Origin of the sequence: Burkholderia sp. BCC1047 (assembly GCF_902833155.1) — a bacterium.
Classification (GTDB): Bacteria; Pseudomonadota; Gammaproteobacteria; order Burkholderiales; family Burkholderiaceae; genus Burkholderia; species Burkholderia sola.
On sequence record NZ_CADFEH010000011.1, the window covers coordinates 159459 to 175140 of the forward strand.

Annotated in this window: 15 protein-coding genes; 10 read left to right on the forward strand and 5 right to left on the reverse strand. The window is 68.0% G+C overall.

The window, feature by feature from the left end; all coding sequences use genetic code 11:
- Positions 1 to 229: 229 nt before the first annotated feature.
- Positions 230 to 712: an Lrp/AsnC family transcriptional regulator gene (locus HWX55_RS14365; RefSeq protein WP_006479115.1), complete on the forward strand. Its 483-nt coding sequence runs from the start codon at positions 230 to 232 to the stop codon at positions 710 to 712.
- A gap of 397 nt (positions 713 to 1109) precedes the next feature.
- On the opposite strand, the gene HWX55_RS14370 is transcribed toward HWX55_RS14365, so the two are convergent.
- Positions 1110 to 1253, reverse strand: coding sequence for a hypothetical protein (locus HWX55_RS14370; RefSeq protein ID WP_226134863.1), 144 nt, complete (start codon positions 1251 to 1253; stop codon positions 1110 to 1112).
- 236 nt (positions 1254 to 1489) lie between these two features.
- The gene (locus HWX55_RS14375; RefSeq protein ID WP_175976155.1) at positions 1490 to 3139 is read right to left on the reverse strand and encodes an IclR family transcriptional regulator C-terminal domain-containing protein; all 1650 of its coding nucleotides are present in this window, start codon (positions 3137 to 3139) and stop codon (positions 1490 to 1492) included.
- Between the two features lie 177 nt (positions 3140 to 3316).
- Between HWX55_RS14375 and HWX55_RS14380 the strand changes: the two genes are divergently transcribed.
- The 3 genes from HWX55_RS14380 (at position 3317) to HWX55_RS14390 (ending at position 7259) form a co-directional block, all read left to right on the forward strand.
- The gene (locus HWX55_RS14380; protein WP_050010982.1) at positions 3317 to 4276 is read left to right on the forward strand and encodes an MBL fold metallo-hydrolase; all 960 of its coding nucleotides are present in this window, start codon (positions 3317 to 3319) and stop codon (positions 4274 to 4276) included.
- A gap of 186 nt (positions 4277 to 4462) precedes the next feature.
- Complete coding sequence (locus tag HWX55_RS14385; RefSeq protein ID WP_175976156.1) at positions 4463 to 5815, forward strand: MFS transporter; 1353 nt, start codon at positions 4463 to 4465, stop codon at positions 5813 to 5815.
- A 94-nt stretch (positions 5816 to 5909) separates the two neighbouring features.
- Positions 5910 to 7259: an MFS transporter gene (locus HWX55_RS14390; RefSeq protein WP_175976157.1), complete on the forward strand. Its 1350-nt coding sequence runs from the start codon at positions 5910 to 5912 to the stop codon at positions 7257 to 7259.
- On the opposite strand, the gene HWX55_RS14395 is transcribed toward HWX55_RS14390, so the two are convergent.
- The gene (locus tag HWX55_RS14395; protein ID WP_175976158.1) at positions 7256 to 8056 is read right to left on the reverse strand and encodes an SDR family oxidoreductase; all 801 of its coding nucleotides are present in this window, start codon (positions 8054 to 8056) and stop codon (positions 7256 to 7258) included. The genes HWX55_RS14390 and HWX55_RS14395 overlap by 4 nt on opposite strands.
- A gap of 133 nt (positions 8057 to 8189) precedes the next feature.
- Here HWX55_RS14395 and HWX55_RS14400 point away from each other — a divergent pair, with 133 nt between their 5' ends.
- Entirely contained in the window at positions 8190 to 9149 is a 960-nt protein-coding gene (locus HWX55_RS14400; RefSeq protein ID WP_175976159.1) for a GlxA family transcriptional regulator, read from the forward strand.
- Positions 9150 to 9227: 78 nt separating this feature from the next.
- Positions 9228 to 10376 carry an epoxide hydrolase family protein gene (locus HWX55_RS14405; RefSeq protein ID WP_175976160.1) on the forward strand — a complete coding sequence of 383 codons (1149 nt, stop codon included), beginning with the start codon at positions 9228 to 9230 and terminating at the stop codon, positions 10374 to 10376.
- Positions 10377 to 10488: 112 nt separating this feature from the next.
- Here HWX55_RS14405 and HWX55_RS14410 read toward each other — a convergent pair whose 3' ends face one another.
- Complete coding sequence (locus tag HWX55_RS14410; RefSeq protein ID WP_175976161.1) at positions 10489 to 10980, reverse strand: 2,4'-dihydroxyacetophenone dioxygenase family protein; 492 nt, start codon at positions 10978 to 10980, stop codon at positions 10489 to 10491.
- A gap of 168 nt (positions 10981 to 11148) precedes the next feature.
- Between HWX55_RS14410 and HWX55_RS14415 the strand changes: the two genes are divergently transcribed.
- Genes HWX55_RS14415 through HWX55_RS14425 form a run of 3 tightly spaced genes read left to right on the forward strand, consistent with a single transcriptional unit; the run spans position 11149 to position 13230 of the window.
- Positions 11149 to 11619, forward strand: coding sequence for a MarR family transcriptional regulator (locus HWX55_RS14415; protein ID WP_175976162.1), 471 nt, complete (start codon positions 11149 to 11151; stop codon positions 11617 to 11619).
- A gap of 37 nt (positions 11620 to 11656) precedes the next feature.
- A complete protein-coding gene (locus HWX55_RS14420; RefSeq protein ID WP_124593337.1) occupies positions 11657 to 11992 on the forward strand; it encodes a hypothetical protein in 336 nt (111 codons plus the stop codon).
- Positions 11989 to 13230: an MFS transporter gene (locus tag HWX55_RS14425; RefSeq protein ID WP_175976163.1), complete on the forward strand. Its 1242-nt coding sequence runs from the start codon at positions 11989 to 11991 to the stop codon at positions 13228 to 13230. The genes HWX55_RS14420 and HWX55_RS14425 overlap by 4 nt, the downstream gene beginning before the upstream one ends.
- A 31-nt stretch (positions 13231 to 13261) precedes the next feature.
- On the opposite strand, the gene HWX55_RS14430 is transcribed toward HWX55_RS14425, so the two are convergent.
- Positions 13262 to 14212, reverse strand: coding sequence for a LysR family transcriptional regulator (locus HWX55_RS14430; protein ID WP_175976164.1), 951 nt, complete (start codon positions 14210 to 14212; stop codon positions 13262 to 13264).
- Positions 14213 to 14317: 105 nt separating this feature from the next.
- Between HWX55_RS14430 and HWX55_RS14435 the strand changes: the two genes are divergently transcribed.
- Complete coding sequence (locus HWX55_RS14435) at positions 14318 to 15673, forward strand: aspartate aminotransferase family protein (RefSeq protein ID WP_175976165.1); 1356 nt, start codon at positions 14318 to 14320, stop codon at positions 15671 to 15673.
- Positions 15674 to 15682: the final 9 nt, after the last annotated feature.

Genomic DNA, 15682 nt, shown 5'->3' on the forward strand with positions numbered 1-15682 from the left:
GTGCGGGCGGCGGGGAATCGCATGCCTGCCGGCCGGCACCGCAACTCGTGATTGCGGCCGTGCGTCCCGCTGCGAGGGGGTGATCGCGGGGAGCGTGCCGGGCAGCAGGCATGGAGAAAATGTATCAAGCGGCCCGGTTAAAAGGCTTCCTGTTTTCCAGCAAAACGGACCTGAAACCGGAATGTCGTTCAGATAGAATCACGTTTTTCAGTAGAAGATTCTTCTCATCATGGCTACTCGCGAACGCACGCCGAAAACGCTCGACAATCAGGACCGCAAGATCCTCGGTGCATTGCAGAAAAATGCGCGTCTGTCGAACGCCGAACTGGCCGAACAGATCGGCATGTCGACCACCGCCTGCTGGAACCGTACGCGGCAACTTGAACTCGACGGCTACATCGACGGCTATGTCGCGCTGGTCAACCAGCGCAAGCTCGGCTATGCGGATATCGTGATTCTCGAAGTTACGCTCGATCGCCATGAAGACGACGCGCTGGCGCGCTTCGGCGCCGAACTGGCGGCGCTGCCCGAGGTGCTCGAGGCGTATCTGGTGTCGGGCGAGTACGACTACTGGATCAAGGTCGCGGTGGACGGCACGGCCGGCTACGAACGCTTCCTGCGCGAAAAGCTGTACCGGATTTCGAGCATCCGCCACAGCCGTTCGATGTTCGCGCTGCGGTGTATGAAGGATGTGCCTTCGATTCAGGTGTGACGCAAGGGAAATGCGAGCGCGACCGTCGTTGAAACGACGGTGCATGCAACGACGCGCCGGCGCGGACGTAACCGGCGAACGGCTGAAAGGGAAGGCTCACCAGGGAGATGGCCCGCGGACCCACAAAAACGGATGAATCTTCCGTTCGGGCGCTAATCGCCGGTCGGAGGGGAATGGCTTCGCGCCCAGGCAACCGGCGCGCAGCAAGTGACCCGCGTCGGCATCGGCCTGAAACACGGCCTCGATACGAACTTGAAACGCTCGCCACGCGGCGAGCGTATTCGGCCGGGACGAGCCCGGCCTCTTGCTATCCGGCCGGCGCACCCATCGGGCGCCCGGCGCAACAACCGCTCGCGGCGCGCGTCAGCACAAGCGCATCAGGCGGCCGGCGATTCGCTCAGCGCGGCAGGCGCGCGTGCGCTTCAGCGATGACTTCGCAGTTCTCGAGGTGCAGTGCCCAGGCTTCCGCCAGCAGCTCGCCAACACGTGCGAGCCAGCCAGTGGATTGGGTGGAACGATCGGAGACATTAGACGTTTGCATGACGAAGCCCCATATAGGTGGCGAGCTAGGGATAACCCTAATCATAACGAAACGGCCCCGCCTTGTGAAATGCGATTTCGTTATATGAGAATTACTGACAATTCATGTTGCTGCTGCGCAACATGAATATTGGCGGCCCGCGGTTGTCGGGCAGGCGTGACGACGCCGTGCCGGCGCGGCCTCGCGGGCAGAAAGAAGCGGAATCGAACGTACGTACGTCGGGGAAAAGGGCGCGGCTATCGGCCGATCCACCCGAAGCGCCAGGACAGCCGTCGCGTCGCGGCGCGCAGCGTCTGCGCCAGCTCGCTGTCCGGCCCGCGCGGGAAGCCGCGCGACGAGCCGATGATCGCGATCACGAGCCGGATGCTGCCGGTGTGATCGAACACCGGCGCCGCAATCGTGCCGATGCCCGGCACCGGCGCGTCGAACGCGAAATCGAGTTCGTCCGCGCGGATCGCCGCGAGCCGTGAGCGGAAGGCCGCGTCGTCCGGCGCGGTGTGCGCGCCGGCGAGCCGCACGGGCTCGTTGGCAAGCAGGTCGGTCAGCACGTCGTCGGACATGCCGGACGCGAAAACCCGGCCGATCGCCGTATTGACGAGCGACATCACGGTGCCGACCTGCAGGCTCACGTGCTGCGGCCGCGCCGATTCTTCCAGCCGGATCACGGTCGGCCCGAGCGGCCCGAGCGTCGCGGCGGCCACGCTCATGTCGGTCGCGCCGGCAAGCGCGACGATCTCCGCTTCCGCGTCGCGCGTCGGCGACACGCGCTGCATCGCGATCAGGCCGAGCGCCTGCGCGAGCGGGCCGCCGTCGAAACAGCCGGCGTCGTCGCGGCTCAGCAGGCCGATCTTCTGCAGGCTGACCAGATGCGGAAACGCCTTCGCCGCCGGCATGCCGGCCGCCGTCGCGAGATCGCGCAGCGGCAGCGCGCGGCCCGCCGACACCAGCGCGAGCAGCAGGTCGCCGGTGCTGTCGAGCGCATTGATCCCGCGCTGCGCCTTCGCGTCGTCGGCGAGCGCGGGCGGTACGCGTGCTGGGCCCGACGCCGGTGCGGGCACCGGCTCCGCACGCACCGCGCCGAGCGACGCGGTGGCCTGCCGCGCCGCGTCGCGCAACGCCGCGGCGATCGGGCCGTTCCAGTCGACATCGATCGAGCCCGTCGAACCGATCACCGTCAACGCGAGCTGCAGGCGCCCGTGCGCATCGAAGACGGGCACGCACATCCCGCTGACGCCCGGGCTCGGCCGATCGATGCTGCGTTCGATGCCGCGCGCGCGGATCGCGTCGAGTTCGACGTGTTGCGCCGCGGCGTCCGGCACGACCGGCTCGCGTTCGGCGCCCGCCAGCGTTCCGCCCGCGCCGGCCTGGCTGGCCGCCATCGCGTTGATGTGCGCGGCGTCGCCGAACGCGCGGAACACCCGGCCGGTCGCCGTGGTGTCGAGCGACATCACCGAACCGACGTGCAGGTTCATGTGCAGCGGATAGCCTCCGTGCTCGATGCGCACGATCGTCGGGCCGAGCACGCCCGGCACCGACAGCGCGACGCTCAGGCCGACCGTTTCCGCGAGCCGCGCCGCATGCGGCAGCGTCGCGCGGTAGGCCGGCTGGCGCTCGATCGACATCAGCCCGAGCCGCAGCGACAGCGGGCCCGGCTCGTAGTTGCCGGTGATCGCATCGCGCTTCACGAGCGCGAGCCGCGTCAGGCTCACGAGATAGGTGTGCGCCTGCGCGGTGGAGAGCTCGGCCGCCGCGGCCAGTTCCGACAGCCCGAGCGGCTTGCGCCGGCGCGCGAACGCGTCGAGCAGCCGGCCGCCGACCTCGACGCTCTGGATGCCGCGCTGCGCCTTGGGCGGCGCGTCGTCCGCGCTGACTTCGTGGTTCTGCACGCGATGATTCTTCCGTTGACGAAACCCCGCATGGTATCCGACGCCGTTTTCAGCGCCAGCCCGCAGGTTTACCCGTATTAGACAATAGCAAGCGAGTTTGCCATTGACAAATATTCGGCGCAAGTCGATGATCCGCTCATTCCCCTCAACACATGGCTCGCAGCCACGGAACGCACAATGGCCAAAGCATTCGCCTCCCAAGCCGATCTGGAAGAGAAGAAAGTCACCTGGACGAAGCTGTCCGAGAACGCGTACGCGTACACCGCCGAAGGCGACCCGAACTCGGGCGTGATCATCGGCGACGACAGCGTGCTGATCGTCGACACGACCGCGACGCCCGCGATGGCGCAGGACCTGATCGCGAAGATCCGCAGCGTGACCGACAAGCCGATCAAGCACGTGGTGCTGTCGCACTACCACGCGGTGCGCGTGCTCGGCGCGTCCGCGTACTTCGACGAAGGCGCGCAGCACGTGATCGCGAGCCGCGGCACGTACGAGATGATCGTCGAGCGCGGCGAGGCGGACATGAAGTCGGAGATCGAGCGCTTCCCGCGCCTGTTCGCCGGCGTCGAGACGGTGCCGGGGCTGACCTGGCCGACGCTCGTGTTCGAGCGCGAGATCACGCTGTTCCTCGGCAAGCTCGAGGTGAAGATCATGCATGTCGGCTCGGGCCACACGAAGGGCGACACGATCGTGTGGCTGCCGTCGCAGAAGGTGCTGTTCTCGGGCGACCTCGTCGAATACGACGCCGCGTGCTATTGCGGCGACGCACAGCTCGAACAGTGGCCGGCCACGCTCGAGGCGCTGCGCGCGCTTGGCGCCGAGAAGCTGGTGCCGGGCCGCGGCCCCGCGCTGCTGAATCCGGCCGAAGTGAACAAGGGCCTCGACTACACGAAGGATTTCGTCACGACGCTGCTCGCGCAGGGCCGCAAGGCCGTCGAGCGCAATCTCGACCTGAAGGCGGCGATGGCGCTCACGCGCGAGGCGATGGACCCGAAGTTCGGCCACGTGTTCATCTACGAGCACTGTTTGCCGTTCGACGTGTCGCGCGCATTCGACGAAGCGAGCGGCATCGCGCATCCGCGCATCTGGACCGCGCAGCGCGACAAGGACATGTGGGCCGCGCTGCAGGAGTGAAGGGCGCACGGCGGCGGGGCGGCGTTCAGATGATCGCCTCGCCGTTTCACTGAGGGTTGCGGCATCCGCGGCGGCATCGCGCCGCGGCGCCGGCAACCGTATCCGGTCTCACAAGAAAGCAGGGCGCATGCACGCCCTCGGAGACTGCCGCGCGCTCGATATCGTGCGGCCCGTTTGGAGAGAGACATGACCCAATCGCTTCCTGCCGAAGCGACGCTCGCGCACGCGAGCGCTTCGGCGCAAACTTCCGCATCCGCATTCGGCGACGCGCTGCTGTTCCGCAAGATCGCATGGCGGATCGTCCCGTTCCTGTTCCTCTGCTACGTCGTGTCGTTTCTCGACCGCATCAACATCGGCTTCGCGCAGTTGCAGATGAAGCACGATCTCGGCTTCAGCGATGCGATGTACGGCCTAGGCGCCGCGGTGTTCTACGTCGGCTACGTGTTTTGCGAAGTGCCGAGCAACATGCTGCTCGCGCGGTTCGGCGCACGCCGCACGTTCACGCGGATCATGCTGCTGTGGGGCCTCGCGTCGACCGGGATGATGTTCGTGTCGCAGCCGTCGCATTTCTACGTGCTGCGCTTCCTGCTCGGCGTGTTCGAGGCCGGCTTCTTCCCCGGCATCGTGCTGTACCTGACCTACTGGTTCCCCGCGAACCGGCGTGCGGCGGCGATCTCCGTGTTCTTCGCGGGCGTCGCGGTGGCCGGCGTGCTCGGCGGGCTGCTGTCCGGCTGGATCATGCGCGACATGAGCGGCGTACTCGGCCTGCACGGCTGGCAGTGGATGTTCGCGATCGAAGGCGCGCCGGCGATCCTGCTCGCGTTCGCCGCGTTCACGTTGCTGGTCGACCGGCCGCAGGACGCGACCTGGCTCACGGCCGACCAAAAGGCGCGCGTCGCCGCGCTGTGCGCCGAAGGCCGCGCACACGGCAATGCACACGACGGGCGCAGCGTGCTGGCCGCGCTCGCGAACCCGCGCGTGTACCTGTTTGCGTTCATCTATTTCTCGCTGACCTGCGCATCGTTGACGCTCAACTTCTGGATGCCGCTGATGATCCGCGACTTCGGCGTGACCGACGTCGTGGCCGTGAGTCTCTACACGGTCGTGCCGAATGCGGTGGGCGCGGTGGGGCTGGTGCTGATCGCGCGCCGCTCGGACCGCACCGGCGAGCGCCGCAAGCACTTCGCATGCTGCACGATCGGCGGCGGCCTCGCGCTTGCGGCGCTGACGCTGCACCTGCACAGCTTCGCGGCGATGCTCGCGTGCCTGTCGATCGCGGCGACGCTGATCTTCGCCGCGCTGCCGATCTTCTGGGCCGTGCCGACCCGCTACCTGTCCGGCAATGCGGCCGCGGCCGGGATCGCGCTGATCAGCAGCATCGGGATCACGAGCGGCATCGTCAGCCCGTGGGTGATCGGGATGATCCGCACGCGCACGGGCAGCATGGATCTCGCCGTGTACCTGCTCGCCGCGCTGCTGGTCGCGAGCGGCGTGGCGCTGATGGCGGGCGTGAAGGGCGAATCCGCGCGGCGCGGCTGAACGTCGGCTTCGGCCGGTTGCCGTCGGCGGGCGGCGGCGACTGGCGTCGCGTTTTCCGTCCGGCCCGTATTCGCATCCATCGAGGAGACGAGCGATGTCCATCCCCCTGCAAGCGGACGCCGCGCACGCGGCTGTGTCCGGTTCCGCCGTGTCCGGCAACGACGCGCTGTACCGCCGCATCGGCATCCGGATCGTGCCGTTCCTGTTCGTCTGTTACATCGTGTCGATCCTCGATCGCAGCAACATCGGCTTCGCGCAATTGCAGATGCGGCAGGATCTCGGCCTGACCGACGCGATGTACAGCCTCGGCGCGGTGCTGTTCTTCGTCGGCTACGTGCTGTTCGAGGTGCCGAGCAACGCGCTGCTGCGCCGCTTCGGCGCACGACGCACGTTCGCGCGGATCATGGTCCTGTGGGGTGCGGTGTCGGTCGCGATGATCACCGTCGACAGCGCGAAGCAGTTCTACGTGCTGCGGTTCCTGCTCGGGCTGTTCGAAGCCGGTTTCTTCCCCGGGGTGGTGTTCTATCTGACGTACTGGTATCCGGCGCGCCGGCGCGCGTCGGTGCTGTCGATCTTCTATGCGGGCGTCGCGGTGGCCGGCATGATCGGCGGGCTGCTGTCGGGCTGGCTGATGCGCGGGATGTCCGGCGTGCTCGGGCTGCACGGCTGGCAATGGATGTTCGCGATTGAGGGCGCGCCCGCGATCCTGCTCGGCGCGATCGCATGGTTCTGGCTGTGCGACCGTCCCGAACACGCGCGCTGGCTGTCCGACGACGACCGGCAGCGGCTCGCGGCCGACCTGGCCGCCGATCGCGCGGATGCGCCCGCGCACGCGGCTGCTTCGCTGCGGCAGGTATTGGCCGAGCCGCGTACCTACCTGTTCGCGTTCATCTATTTCTCGCTGACGACCGCGCTGCTGATGCTGCTGTTCTGGATGCCGCTGATGATTCGCGAATTCGGCATTCACGACGTCGTGCACATCAGCCTGCTGTCGATCGTGCCGAACGCGATCGGCGCGGCAGGCCTGATCGCGATCGCGCGGCGCTCGGACCGCAAGCGCGAACGGCGCCGGCATTTCGCCGCGTGCGCGTTCGGCGGCGCGGTGACGCTCGCGTTGCTGACGCTGCACCTGCCGAGCATCGTCGCGATGATGGCGCTGCTGTCGATCGCGGCGATGCTGATCTTCGCCGCGCATCCGGTGTTCTGGGCCGTGCCGTCCGCGTATTTCGCGGGGGCCGGCGCAGCGGGCGGGATCGCGCTGATCAGCAGCATCGGCGTATCGAGCGGGATGATCACGCCGTGGATCGTCGGCGTGATCCGCACGCGCACCGGCAGCATGGATTCGGCGATGCTGATGATCGCAGGGTTGCTGGCCGCGTGTGCGGTCGCGATGCTGCTGGGCGTGCGGGCCGCACCGCACGGCGCGGGCCCCGCCGGCAACTAGCGCGTCGCGGTGTAACGCGGCGCCGGCGTATCGGCCGACAGATGCGGCGCCATCGTGCGGCGCGCGGCCTCGTACGCGTCCCATTCGTCACCCGCGTGCAGCGACGGGATCGTCACGAGTTCGCCGCGATCGAACCCGACCAGCGCCGCATCGACCATGTCCGGCGCCGTCATCACGATTTCCTTCGGCAGGTGCTCCAGCGGCAGGCCGCCCGTCTGCCAGAAATCGGTGGCCGTCGCGCCGGGCAGCACGGCCTGCACCTGCACGCCCTTGTCGGCGAGCTCGTGATGCAGCGACTGGCTGAACGCGAGCACAAAGGCCTTGCTGCCGCCGTACACGCCGTTCAGCGTTTCCGGCGAGATCGCGACGATCGACGAAATGTTGATCACCGCGCCGCGGCCGCGCGCGACGAAGCCGGGCACGGCCGCATAGGTCAGCCGCGTGAGCGCGGTCACGTTCAGGTCGATCATCCGCGTCATCGCGTCGACGTCGCTGTCGAGCAGCGGCGCATGCGTGCCGATGCCCGCGTTGTTCACGAGCAGCGTGATGCTTGCGTCCTGTTTCAGCTTGGCTTCGACGGCGGCGAGCGCCGCGCGGTCGTTCAGGTCCGCGTCGACGATCTCGACGCTGCGCCGCGTGTCGTTCGTGATGCGGTCGGCGAGGGCGCTCAGCCGGTCGCGGCTGCGCGCGACCAGGATCAGGTCGTAGCCGCGGCGCGCGAGGCGGTCCGCGTAGACGGCGCCGATGCCCGACGACGCGCCGGTAATGACAGCGGTACCGCGATGTGCTTGCGTCATGATGTAACTCCGTTTCGATGAGGATGGCCGGATGGCGTGAAGACATTCTGGCTTCGAAGCGCTGCGACACAAATGACGTAGATGGGTATGATTCCGGACATCGGGCCAATCGGCACGGAACCGGAGAATGCAGATGCACCGAATCGGTTTTCTGATCAGCGACGGCTTCCAGATCATGGCGCTCGCCGCGCAGTCGGTGTTCGAGTACGCGAACATGGGGATGGACGCGCCGTTCTACGCGATGGACAGCTATTCGGTCGACGGCGGCGACGTGCGCTCGTCGCTCGGGCTGCCGGTCGCCACGCGCGCGCTACGCGGGCGGCTCGGCGTCGATACGTGGATCGTCGCGGGCGTCAACGATCCGCTCGCCTCGCCGGCGCCGGCCGGCGTCGTTGCTTACCTGCGCCGCGCGAACGGGCAGGCGCGGCGGATCGCCGGCATCTGCACGGGCGCGTTCGTGCTGGCCGAGGCCGGGCTGCTCGCGCAGCGCCGCGCGACCACGCACTGGGCGTTCGGTCGCGACATGCAGCGGCACTACCCGGAGATTCGCGTCGAGGACGACCGGATCTTCATCGTCGACGGCCCGATCTGGACGTCGGCCGGGATGACGGCCGGCCTCGATCTCGCGCTCGCGATGGTGGAAAAGGACCTCGGCGCCGACGCCGCGCGCTCGGTCGCGCACAAGCTGGTGATGCATCAGCGCCGGGCCGGCGGCCAGTCGCAGCATTCGGAAATGCTCGAGCTTGCGCCGAAATCCGACCGGATCCAGAACGCGCTCAACTACGCGCGGCAGAATCTCGGCCGCGCACTGACCGTCGAGGAGCTGGCCGAGGCCGTGCACCTGAGCCCGCGCCAGTTCAGCCGCGTGTTCACGCTCGAAACCGGGCAGTCGCCGGCGAAGGCGATCGAGCGGCTGCGGCTCGAATCGGCGCGGCTGATGATCGAACAGAGCCGCCATCCGCTGGACGTGATCGCGAAGGAGAACGGTTTTCGCGACCGCCGGCACATGCGCGACGCGTTCGTGCGCGGGTTCGGCGTGCCGCCGCAGGCGTTGCGGCGCGATGCGCGGGCGGGCGAGCGGGAAACGGGCTGACGGGCGCCGCCGTACGCCGCCAGCGCGGGTCGGGAAAATCGCGCAGAATCTCGTCGACATGTTTCGCGAGGAGACACGATGCACGCCGAGCCGTTCGACATTGCGATACCCGATCAAGCACTTGACGACCTGCGTCGACGTCTGCACGACACCCGCCCGCCGAACCTGACGCCTGCCGAGCCGTGGCAGCAGGGTGTAGACGGCGCGTGGCTACGTGAACTGGCCGCGTACTGGGCCGACGGCTTCGATTGGCGCGCGGCGGAACGCGCGCTGAATCGGCTGCCGCAGTTCGTCGCGGACGTCGGCGGCCGGCGCGTGCATTTCGTACATCGGCGCGGCACAGGCCCGAAACCCTATCCGCTCGTCGTCACGCACGGCTGGCCGGGTTCCGTATTCGAATTCCATGCGCTGATCGATCGCCTGTGCGATCCGGCCGCGTTCGGCGGCGATCCGGACGACGCGTTCGACGTCGTCGCGCCGTCGCTACCCGGCTTCCTGTTTTCTCCGGCGCCGGCGGCAGCCGGCACGTCGGCGCTCCAGGTCGCCGACTGCTGGGCGGAATTGATGGCGGGCCTCGGCTACCGACGCTTCGGCGCGCAGGGCGGCGACCTGGGCGCGGGCGTGTCGGTCGCGCTCGGCGCGCGGCACGAGGGCGTGGTCGACGGCATCCATCTGAACTATCTGCCCGGCAGCTACGAACCGCCGATCGACGCGGCGCGGCCGCTGACCGACGACGAGCAGGCGTTCTTGAAGCAGCGCGGCGATTGGGCCGCGCTGGAAGGCGGGTACGCGCACGTCCACATGACGAAGCCGCGGACGCTGGCCGTCGCACTCAACGATTCGCCGCTCGGGCTGGCCGCGTGGATCGCCGAGAAATTCCGTGCGTGGAGCGATTGCGACGGCGACGTCGCGCGGCGGTTTTCGCACGACACGCTGCTGACGGGCATCTCGCTTTATTGGTACACCGGCTGCATCGGCTCGTCGATGCAGATGTATTGGGAGAACCGGCTGCAGCCGATGCGGTTTGCCCCCGGGCAACGCCTGGCGGTGCCCGTCGGTTTCGCGCGCTTCCCGAAGGAGATCAGCCGCCCGCCGCGCAGTTGGCTCGAACGCGTATTCGACGTGGTGCAGTGGACCGACATGCCGAGCGGCGGCCATTTCGCGGCGATGGAGGAGCCGGATTTGCTGGCCGACGATATTCGGCGGTTTTTCAGACGGTTTCGATAACGAGCGAGCAAGCCGGGCGGCGGAAACCTACCCCGGAGGCCGCTTACGCGGGACGGGAGCGGCACGATTCGGATCGCGTCGCATTGCCTGTCTTGCTGCGTCATTCCCCGTCTTACCGCGTAACGAACGCCGTGGCCGCATCCGGCGCCGTACGCGCATGCTTGCGCTGGCGCAGCAGCGCGACGCGGCAGTTCTCGCGCGCCGTTTCGCGACCGTCGTCGTCGAGCAGCACGAGGTCGCCGCGCATCACGTTCAGCGTGATCACGTCCTCGCCCGGCGCGCCGAGCGTTTCCGGCGTATGCACTGAGCCGGCCGGTTCGAGCACCGTCGAACCGGCGTGCGCGACCCAGTCGTATTCGCGGTAGCGCCACGCACCCTGCAGCGTATGGACGAACACCTCGCCGTCGTGCCGATGGCGCGGCAGCATGCCGCCGGCCGGCATCTTCAGCAGCGCGGTCAGCGTGTCCTCGGCCGCGTTGATGTGCAGGTACTTGATCGCGAGCCCCGGCAGGTCGGCGCTCATCGGCAGCCACGGCAGTGCATCGCCGGGCAGGCACGAGATCGGCGGCAGGTCGGTGGAGAGCGGGGCGGGCGGCTGCGTCATGGCGGAAGGCGGGGCGGAAACGGGAAGCCCGCATTATCGCAGAGGCGGATCGCGCGGCCGAACGGGGCGTGGCGTCGCGCCGAAAGTGTGCGCGGCGGGTCAATCCTTACGTAACGAAATATACAGTTAAACTGTACAGTTTGACTGTCGATGTGCTATCTTGAATCCATGAACTCGCCATCGTCTCCCCCCGACACGCTCCCACTGGCCGGTCTCGCCGGCGAACTCCGCATCTCGGTCGGCAAGCTGATGCGGCGGATGCGGGAGCAGACCCATCCGAACGACCTCACGTCGTCGCAGAAATCGGTATTGCTGCGGCTCGATCGCGACGGCCCGGCAACCGTCTCGGCGCTCGCACGCGCCGAAAGCGTGCGGCCGCAGTCGATGCGCGTGACGGTCGCGACGCTGGAGGCGCTCGGCGCGGTCGCCGGCGCGCCCGATCCGACCGACGGCCGGCAGACGCTGATCGCGCTCACGCCCGGTTTCCGCAAGGTGCTGCAAGCGAACCGCGCGGCCAAGGACGACTGGCTGTTCCGCGCGCTGCACGCGCAACTGTCGGCGGCGGAACAGGCCGAGCTCGCGGCGGCCGTGAAGCTGCTGCAGCGGCTCGCCGAATTCCACGACCCGGCGCGTTCGTAAACCGTATCGACCCGCTCGCTGAAAGGATGGCTCGCCCATGAACTTCCTGCATCTCGTGTCGTACTTCTTCGGCGGCGCGTTTCTCGCGAATGCCGTGCCGCATCTCGTCAGCGGGCTGCGCGGCGAGCCGTTCCAGACACCGTTCGCACATCCGCCCGGGCGCGGGCTGTCGTCGTCGACCGTGAACGTGGTGTGGGGCGTCGTGAACCTCGTCATTGCTTATGCGCTCGTGCGCCGGGCCGGCGATTTCGACCTGAAGATCACGGCCGACGCGGCGGCGTTCGGCCTCGGCATCCTCGTGCTCGGCCTGTTCCTTGCGCGCCATTTCGGCGAACTGCACGGCGGCAACGCGTCCGACCGGGAGCGGCGATGAGCGTGCCGGCCGCGGGCGTGTTCCGCTCGCTTCGCAGCTTCAACTATCGCGTGTGGGCGATCGGCTCGCTAGTGTCGAACATCGGCACGTGGATCCAGCGCACCGCGCAGGACTGGCTCGTCCTCACGCAGCTCACGCATCACGACGCATCGGCGGTCGGCACGGTGATGGCGCTGCAGTTCGGCCCGCAACTGCTGCTGTTGCCGTGGACCGGCTACGCGGCCGACCGCTTCGACCAGCGCAAGCTGCTGATGGCGACGCAGGCGCTGATGGGCGCGCTGGCGCTCGTGCTCGGCGTGCTGACGGTCACCGGCGCGGTGCGGCTCGAGCATGTGTATGTATTCGCGTTCCTGTTCGGCTGCGCGTCGGCGTTCGACGCGCCGGTGCGGCAGACCTTCGTTGCGGAACTGGTCGGCGACCGCGAACTCGCGAACGCGGTCGCGCTCAATTCGACGTCGTTCAACGCCGCGCGGATGGTCGGCCCGGCGGCGGCCGGCTTCCTGATCGCATCGGTCGGCACCGGCTGGGCGTTTCTCGCGAACGGGCTCAGCTTCTTCGCGGTGCTGGCGTCGCTGTCGCGGCTTCGGGAAGACGAACTGCGCGCGAACGTGCGGGCAGGCCGCTCGCGCGGCAGCCTGCTCGACGGGTTCCGCTACGTGTGGCGCCGCCCGGACCTGACGGCGATCCTCGTGATGCTGTTCCTGATCGGCACGTTCGGGCTCAATTTCCCGCTGTTCATTTCGACGATGGCCGCCAGCGTGTTTCACGTCGATGCGCGCGGGTTCGGCTTCCTGTCGTCGATGATGGCGGTCGGCACGATCTCGGGCGCGCTGCTCGCCGCGCGCCGCGAGCAGCCGCGGTTTCGTCATCTGTGGATCGGCGCGGCGCTGTTCGGGCTCGGCTGCACGTTCGCCGCGCTGGCGCCCGGCTACTGGTCGTTCGCCGCGGCGCTAGTGCTGACCGGCATCGCCGCGATCACCTTCATGAACTCCACGAACAGCCTGATGCAGCTCTCCACCGAGCCGGCGATGCGCGGCCGCGTGATGGCGCTGCGCCTCGCGGTCGCATTGGGCGGCACGCCGATCGGCGCGCCGGTGGCCGGCTGGGTCGCGAACCATCTCGGCCCGCGTTGGGCGCTGGGCCTCGGTGCGGCGTCCGGCTTTGCCGCGGCGCTCGTCGCGACCCATTTCGTCACGCGCAAGCGCGCGCAGCCGCGCGCGGGCGGCGACGGGGCCTGAACGAAAGCCAGAGCCGGACCCGAACCCGCCGCTACGCCGCCGGCAACACCGCCGCATGCGCGGCTTCGAGGCACGACTGGAACAGCAGCGCCGCCCGCGACGGTCGCGGCGAGCGCCGCAGCAAGCTCACGAACCGGCACCGGTAATTGAACCGGTGCGGCGCGATTGGCTGCATCAGCCCCTTGTTTTCGAAACTTTCCGCGTAGTGATCGGGCAGGAAGCCCAGATAGCGGCCCGACAGGATCAGTGTTGCAATCGATTCCTGGTCCGACGCGGTCGCGCTGCGCGTGAGCTTCGCGCGATGGCTCAGCTCCATGTTCGGCGAATGGAAGCCAAGCCCGGCGAACGCGTGGTGGCGGATCGTCGTCCACGTGAGCTTGCCGTGCGGCGCGTCGAACAGCGGATGCTGGCGGCCGCAGTACAGCAGCATCCGTTCGTCGAACAGCGCCGCATACACGAGGCTGCCCGAATTGCGGTGCGCGGGAATGATTCCGACGTGGTAGCTGCCGTCGATCACCCCGCGCTCGACCTCGTTGATCGACGCGACGTGCAGGTTCAGCGCGACGTCGGGCGCCTCGTCCGCGAACTGGCGGATCGCGTCGCCCAGGCGTGCATGCGGGTTGGTCGCCGTCTTGTCGAACACCGCGATGTGCAGTTCTCCGCCCATCTTGTCGTGAATGCCGTCGATTCTGCTGCGAAACGCCTCCATCGACGCGAGCAGCCGCAGCGTTTCCTCGTACACCGTCTGCCCTTCGGGCGTCAGCGTGAAGCCCGCGCGGCCGCGCCGGCACAGCACGAGGCCGAGCCGCGTCTCCAGATCTTTCACGTGCCGGCTGATCGTCGAAATGCCGATATTCAGTTCCAGTTCGGCCGCCGCCATCCCGCCGCACTGCACGACACCCTTGAAGACCCGCAGCAGGCGGAGATCCATGTCGCTGAGCTGCCCGAGCAGCGCGCGGCTCTTCGGTTTCTTTGCTTGCATAGGTGCGCAAGTGAACATTGATATTGCGATATTCAAAAGACTAATTGGCGTCCCGACAATGCGCAATATCAATACGAGAAGGAGGGGCGCGCCGCGCCGACCGACATGACCGACATCACCACCGCGCAGCACGACGACACGAACCTCCGCACCGACGCCGCCTGGCTCGACGCGCACTGGATGCCGTTCACCGCCAATCGCCAGTTCAAGGCCGATCCGCGCCTGATCGTGTCCGGCAAGGGCGCGTATTACACCGACGGCGAAGGTCGCAAGATCTTCGACGGCCTGTCGGGTCTCTGGTGCACGGGCCTCGGTCACGGCCGCACGGAAATCGTCGAAGCGGTGAGCCGCCAGGTCGCGCAGCTCGACTACGCGCCGGCCTTCCAGTTCGGCCATCCGAAATCGTTCGAGCTCGCCAACAAGATCAAGGAATTGACGCCGGCCGGCCTCGACTACGTGTTCTTCACGGGGTCGGGCTCGGAAGCGGCCGACACGTCGCTGAAGCTGGCCCGTGCGTACTGGCGCGCGAAGGGCAAGGGCACGAAGACGCGCCTGATCGGCCGCGAGAAGGGTTACCACGGCGTGAACTTCGGCGGTATCTCGGTCGGCGGGATCGGGCCGAACCGCAAGCTGTTCGGCCAGGGCCTCGACGCCGATTTCCTGCCGCATACGCAACTGGCCGAGAACAAGTTCTCGCGCGGGATGCCCGAACACGGCGCCGAGTTGGCCGACCGCCTGCTCGAACTGATCGCGCTGCACGACGCGTCGAACATCGCGGCCGTGATCGTCGAGCCGTTCTCCGGTTCGGCGGGCGTGGTCGTGCCGCCGAAGGGCTATCTGAAGCGCCTGCGCGACATCTGTACCGCGCACGACATCCTGCTGATCTTCGACGAGGTCATCACGGGCTTCGGTCGGGCAGGCGCGATGACGGGCGCCGATGCCTTCGGCGTGGTGCCGGACATCATGAACTTCGCGAAGCAGGTGACGAACGGCGTGCAGCCGCTCGGCGGCGTGATCGCGACGAAGGAAATCTACGACACGTTCATGGCCGCGGGCGGCCCCGAGTACATGCTCGAGTTCCCGCACGGCTACACGTATTCGGCGCACCCGGTCGCGTGCGCGGCCGGCGTCGCGGCGCTCGACCTGCTGGTGAAGGAAGACGCGGTGGCCCGCGTGCGCGATCTCGCGCCGCATTTCGAGGCGGCCGTGCACGGGCTGAAGGGCCAGCGTCATATCACGGACATCCGCAACTACGGGCTGGCCGCCGGCCTGACGATCGCCGCGCTGCCGGGCGAACCGGCACGGCGCCCGTACGAGATCGCGATGCGCTGCTGGGCGAAGGGCTTCTACGTGCGCTACGGCGGCGACACGATCCAGCTCGCGCCGCCGTTCATCGCCGAAAAGCGCGAGATCGACAACCTGGTCAACGCGCTGTCCGACGCACTGAACGAAGTGGACTGAGCCACGGCT